This window comes from Rhodococcus sp. CX (assembly GCF_015865005.1).
GTDB lineage: Bacteria > Actinomycetota > Actinomycetes > Mycobacteriales > Mycobacteriaceae > Rhodococcus.
The window spans coordinates 3,274-8,271 of sequence record NZ_JADZGH010000090.1 but is presented as its reverse complement, the minus strand read 5'-3'; the positions used below and the strand labels follow the sequence as shown (position 1 = coordinate 8,271).

4 protein-coding genes are annotated in these 4,998 nt (G+C 66.4%); 1 reads left to right on the top strand and 3 read right to left on the bottom strand.

Annotation, left to right across the window (positions count from 1 at the left end; genetic code table 11):
- Positions 1-125: 125 nt before the first annotated feature.
- The 3 genes from tcuA to I0Q12_RS09595 all read right to left on the bottom strand — a co-directional run bounded on the left by tcuA (position 126) and on the right by I0Q12_RS09595 (position 3,835).
- Positions 126-1,610 (bottom strand): FAD-dependent tricarballylate dehydrogenase TcuA, encoded by a 1,485-nt coding sequence (tcuA, locus tag I0Q12_RS09605; RefSeq protein WP_197251708.1) that lies wholly within the window; start codon positions 1,608-1,610, stop codon positions 126-128.
- Between the two features lie 127 nt (positions 1,611-1,737).
- The gene (locus I0Q12_RS09600; RefSeq protein ID WP_197251707.1) at positions 1,738-2,907 is read right to left on the bottom strand and encodes a hydroxylase; all 1,170 of its coding nucleotides are present in this window, start codon (positions 2,905-2,907) and stop codon (positions 1,738-1,740) included.
- A gap of 22 nt (positions 2,908-2,929) precedes the next feature.
- Entirely contained in the window at positions 2,930-3,835 is a 906-nt protein-coding gene (locus I0Q12_RS09595) for a VOC family protein (RefSeq protein ID WP_248676264.1), read from the bottom strand.
- Between the two features lie 298 nt (positions 3,836-4,133).
- Between I0Q12_RS09595 and I0Q12_RS09590 the strand changes: the two genes are divergently transcribed.
- A complete protein-coding gene (locus I0Q12_RS09590) occupies positions 4,134-4,967 on the top strand; it encodes an alpha/beta fold hydrolase (protein ID WP_197251705.1) in 834 nt (277 codons plus the stop codon).
- The last annotated feature ends 31 nt before the right edge of the window (positions 4,968-4,998 follow it).

The following is a 4,998-nucleotide window of genomic DNA, read 5'->3' as shown; positions in this document are numbered from 1 at the left end:
GATCCCACCGCCTGGCAACGACCCCCGACGAACTTCTGACCAGGACCACTAAGGCGCATACCGAAACGACACCCGCTCACGTCCTGGACGTGAGCGGGTGTCGTTTTCGTCGGCGAGGTTCCGAATCAGCTCGCCAGCGCGTTGTCCGCGGCGTGGTATCCGGCGATCCGGCCGAACACCGCACCGTTCGTCAGCCCGGAGCCGCCGGGGTAGTTGAAGTAGAAGATGCCACCGACGAGCTCACCCGCCGCGTACAGCCCGGGGATCGGGTTCATGTCGGTGTCGAGGACCTGGGCGTCGGTGTTGATCCGCAGACCACCGAAGGTGAACGTGATGCCACAGGTGACCTGGTAGGCCTCGAACGGTCCCTCGTCGAGGGTGTTCGCCCAGTTGGTCTTGTTCACCGCGAGCCCGCGGGTGGACCGGCCGTCCTTGATGTTGGGGTTGAACTCCACGGAGGTATCGACTGCGGCGTTGTAGGCCGCGACCTCGGCGAGGAAGCCGGCGGGGTCGACGCCTTCGAGCTTCTCGGCGAGCGCTTCGAGCGTCGGGGCGGTGACCTTCGTGACCTGACGGATCTTGTACTCGTCGCGCAGCAGGTTCGTGGTCTTCTGGTCGAAGATCTGCCACGCGAACTGGTTCGGCTGCTCCAGGATGCGGCGGCCGTACTTCGCGTAGGTGTAGTTGCGGAAGTCCGCGCCCTCGTCGACGAATCGCTTGCCCTCGGCGTTGACCAGGATGCCGAACGGGTAGCTGTGCTTCTGGAAGCCGTCGCCGACGGCGAGATCACCGAATTCGGGCGCGTTGCGCTCCCAGCCGACGGCGTGGCAGCCGGACCAGTTGCCGGTCGGGCTGGCACCGATGCCGAGGGCCATCCGGTGGCCGTCGCCTGTGTTGAACATGGTGCCGCGCACCTTCGCGAGGTCCCAGGACGGGCCGAGGTAGCGGGTGCGCCACTCGGTGTTCGCCTGGAAGCCGCCGCTGGCGAGGATGACCGCGTCGGCGTGCTCCTCGCGGGTCTGGCCGTTCTGGGTGACCTTCACACCGGTGACACCCTCGTCGCCGTGGATCAGGGAGACCACGCGGGCGCCGTACTCGATCTTGATCCCGTCGCGCTCGGCGGCCTTGGACAGGTAGTCGACGAGGCCGGGACCACCCCCGTTCACCTCGACGGTCAGGCCGCCCCAGAACTTGAACTTGCCGTCGACCTTGAACGCCTGCCGGCCGTAGATCGGCATGAAGCGCACACCCTTGTCCTTCATCCAGGACAGCGTCGGGTAGCTCTGCTCGACGAGGATCCCGGCGAGGTCGGGGTCGGTGCGGTACTCGGTCACCCGCGCGAGGTCGTCGAGGAAGTCCTCGGCCGTGTACGAACCGAAGTCCGTGTTGGCGACCTCTTCGTCGGTCAGGTCCGGCATCAGGCGGCGCAGGTCGTCCACGCCGGCGTACGCGACGCGCATCGCGCCGGCGGTGAAGGCGGTGTTGCCACCGCGGCGGTCCTGGTCGGCCCGCTCGAGCACCAGGACTTCCGAGCCCCGTTCGCGGGCGGCCAGCGCTGCGCAGAGGGCAGCGTTGCCGGCTCCCACGACGATCACACGGCTTGCAGTCATCGGTCTACCTCTCGTCGAAAATGAAGATTCGTGAATATCGGCACCGGCGCACGTCAACGGAATGCGCTGGGTTGGAGATGATTTCGGGATGCACGGGGGTGGCGAGCACGCCCCGCCGTAGTTCGGGTCAGTACCGCGCGGTGGGCGGAAGTTCGTGGCCGAACAGGTTGAGTCCGTACTGGACGTACACCGGAGCGGTGGTGTTCATCATGTGGTTCATCGCAGCGTGGGCATCGCGCCACATCCGCTGGATCGGGTGCGAGGTGTGCAGGGCGGCGCCGCCGGTGTTGACGAACAGGCGGTCCGCCGCCTGCACGGCGCGGGCACTCGCGTTGACCTGGTTCCGCCGGACCTCGATCCGGAGATCCTTGGTGATCGTCTCGCCCGCCGCGGCCATGTCGTAGACGCGATCGACGTCCCAGAGGAAGTGCTGGATGGACGCCTGGATGTCGGCCGCCGCCTCACCGAGGATGGCGAGGCTGTTCGGGTCCTGGCTGGCACTTCCCGACAGTCGCGACACCCGGGCGCGGCTGTGCTCGATGTACTCGCGCAGGACGCCCTGGCAGATGGCGAGGGTGCCCGCCGTGATCGCGCCCGAGAACATCGTCTGGCGGGGGATCGAGTAGAGCGGGTTGTCCAGGCCCATCGCCCGGGCAGCGGTACCCGCGACGATCTCCTCCTGGTTGATGACCCGGTGGGCAGGCACGAATGCGTCGCGGACGATCAGATCCTTCGAGCCGGTGCCGCGCAGGCCCATGACCTCCCAGGAGTCGGCGACGATCTCGTAGTCACCACGGGGAAGGCAGAAGTGATGCGTGCCGGTTCCGTCCGGCTGCCCGTCCTCGTTCAGGATCAGGCCACCGATCATCACCCACTGGCACTGATCGGTGCCCGAGGAGAAGGACCAGCGTCCGTTGAAGATGTACCCACCGTCGACGGGCTTGGCGCGACCCATCGGCGCGTAGGGAGATGCGACCCAGGTGTCCTCGTTCTCGCCCCACACCTCTTCCTGCAGCTGCGGGTCGGTCTGCGCGAGCTCGTGGGCGTGCACACCGACGACGCCGGCGACCCAGCCCGTGGACGAGCATCGACTGCCGAGCTCGAGCAGGGTCTCGAAGAAGTCTCTGGGGTGGCACTCGTAGCCGCCGTAGCGCTTGGGCTGGAGCATGCGCATAGCGCCGATCTCGCGCAGCTTGGCCGCGCTCTCGTCGGTGATCTGTCCGGCTGCTTCGATTTCGGCGGCGTGGTCGCGCCAGTAGTCGGACAGTTCCAGCACGCGGGCTTTGACCTCGAACATCAGCTACCTCTCGTTTCGTACTCTAGTCGACATCGGCGGCGGGGAGCAGGGAGGCGACGGGATCCGCCCGCCGATGTCCCCAGTAGTGGGCGTCTTCGTACCGGGCCGGACGCCAGGTGTCGTCGACGAGGATTCCGCCGGTGCCGAATTCCAGACCGAATCCCGAAGGGGTGCGCACGTAGAACGAGAGCATCTCGTCGTTCGTGTGCTTGCCGAAGGTCGTGATCAAGGGTGCCTCGCCGTCGAGGACCTTGTCGTAGGCGCGTCCGACCGCATCGAGGTCGGACACTTCGAGCATCATGTGCCCGATTCCCGGTTCCACATCGTCGATCTCGGCGAAAGCGTACGAGTGGTGCCGCTGATTGCAGTGCAGGAAAAGAAGTTCCGCCTGCCGCTTCGGTGAGTTGACCAGGTCGGTGAACTTCATACCGAGCACGTCGACGTACAGATTCCAGTACACCTGCCGGTCGGTGACGACCTGGAGAACGTGCCCGAGTCCGTGTTCGCCTGCAACGAAGGACACTCCGGTCGGTGACGCGAAGCGCTCGAGGGACTCGGTGAGCCCGTAGTAGATCTCGATCGACGCGAGGCCGTCGGGATCGGCGAACGAGAACAGTTCGATGACACCGCGATTGCGTGCGTCCTCGGGGGAACCCGGCGTCGTCGCGTATCCGGCCGCATCCAGCTTTGCGCGCAGAGCTTCGAGTTCGGCGGGACCGCCGACCTCCCACCCGATCACGCCGACGCCGTCGCGATCGGCGCGACGAACCTCGACGCGGTAGATCTTGCCGTCGACGCGGAAGCGGAGAACGTCATCGGTCTCCTCTGCGATCTGCATGCCGCACAACGCAGTTCCGAATCTCCTCCATTCGTCGAACCGCGTCGTCTCGACGACGAGATAGCCCAGTGCCTTCACGGTCGGGGTCACGGAATGTCCTTCCTCGGTCATGGCGCCGACGCGGTGTTCGGCCGCGCTTCGGCGTGACAGTCCCCGGCCGGATGGACGAAGACCAACGGTTGTGGACCGTCGGTGACCTGGTGGCCGGGACGGACACCATCGTGTGCTGCGTCACCGAGACAGACCAGAGCTGTGTTCCAAAGCCTGAAACTTCGGTTCGGGTAGGTGTTCGTTCCAACTCTCGGAACCTTTCGGTGGTGTCCGGCGCAACACTGCGGCACGCTCCCGGCAAACAGCATTTCGCTGACCGACGATCGAGGAGAGATCAATGACCCCGTTCACCGAGGAGGCGACCAGCAAGGTTGTCGACACCCCCAGTGGGCAAGTGCACTACCACGAGTACGGGGAAGGCCGGCCGGTCGTGTTCCTCCACGGTTCGGGTCCCGGCGCGACCGGGTGGAGCAACTTCTCGGCGAACATGAAGGCGCTCGGATCCCAGTTCCGGTGCCTCGCGGTGGACATGCCCGGATGGGGTCGTTCCGCGGCGGTCACGCCCGCCGAGCGGTGCCATCACCGGACGGCCGTCGAATTCCTCGATGCGCTGCAGATCGAGTCCGCCGCGTTCATCGGCAACTCGATGGGAGGCGCGACGTGCCTGAAGGTCGCGGCCACCGCACCCGAGCGCGTCACCCACATCGTGACCATGGGCGCGGGCGCGGGCGGCTCGAAGCTGTTCGGGCCGGCCGACGGACCGACCGAAGGTCTGAAGGTCCTGCAGCAGGCCTACCGCGATCCGTCACCGGAATCGATGCGCGCGCTGGTCGACGTCATGACCTACGACCCCGCGTTCGCGAGCGACGCGCTCGCCGAGGAACGCTCCCGTAACGCGAAATCCGTTCCACACCACCTGGAGAACTTCATCACCGGGATCGGCAAGGACCGCCCGCACCGCGCGACCGACGCGGAATTGGCGTCGATCTCGGTGCCGGCGTTGATCATCCACGGCCGCGACGACCGTGTGGTGCACTTCGAGAACGGCCTGAAACTGTGCACCCTCATCCCGGACTCCCGGCTGTTGCTGCTCAACCGGTGCGGGCACTGGGCTCAGCTCGAGCACGCCGAGGAGTTCAACCGATCCGTGGCAGGGTTCCTGGCCGCCTGACCCGGCACGCCCGAATCCGGACGGTCCCCGA

Coding starts and splice junctions, on each gene's coding strand:
- I0Q12_RS09590 (WP_197251705.1), top strand. CDS start 4,134: ATGACCCCGTTCACCGAGGAGGCGACCAGCAAGGTTGTCGACACCCCC.
- tcuA (WP_197251708.1), bottom strand. CDS start 1,610: ATGACTGCAAGCCGTGTGATCGTCGTGGGAGCCGGCAACGCTGCCCTC.
- I0Q12_RS09600 (WP_197251707.1), bottom strand. CDS start 2,907: ATGTTCGAGGTCAAAGCCCGCGTGCTGGAACTGTCCGACTACTGGCGC.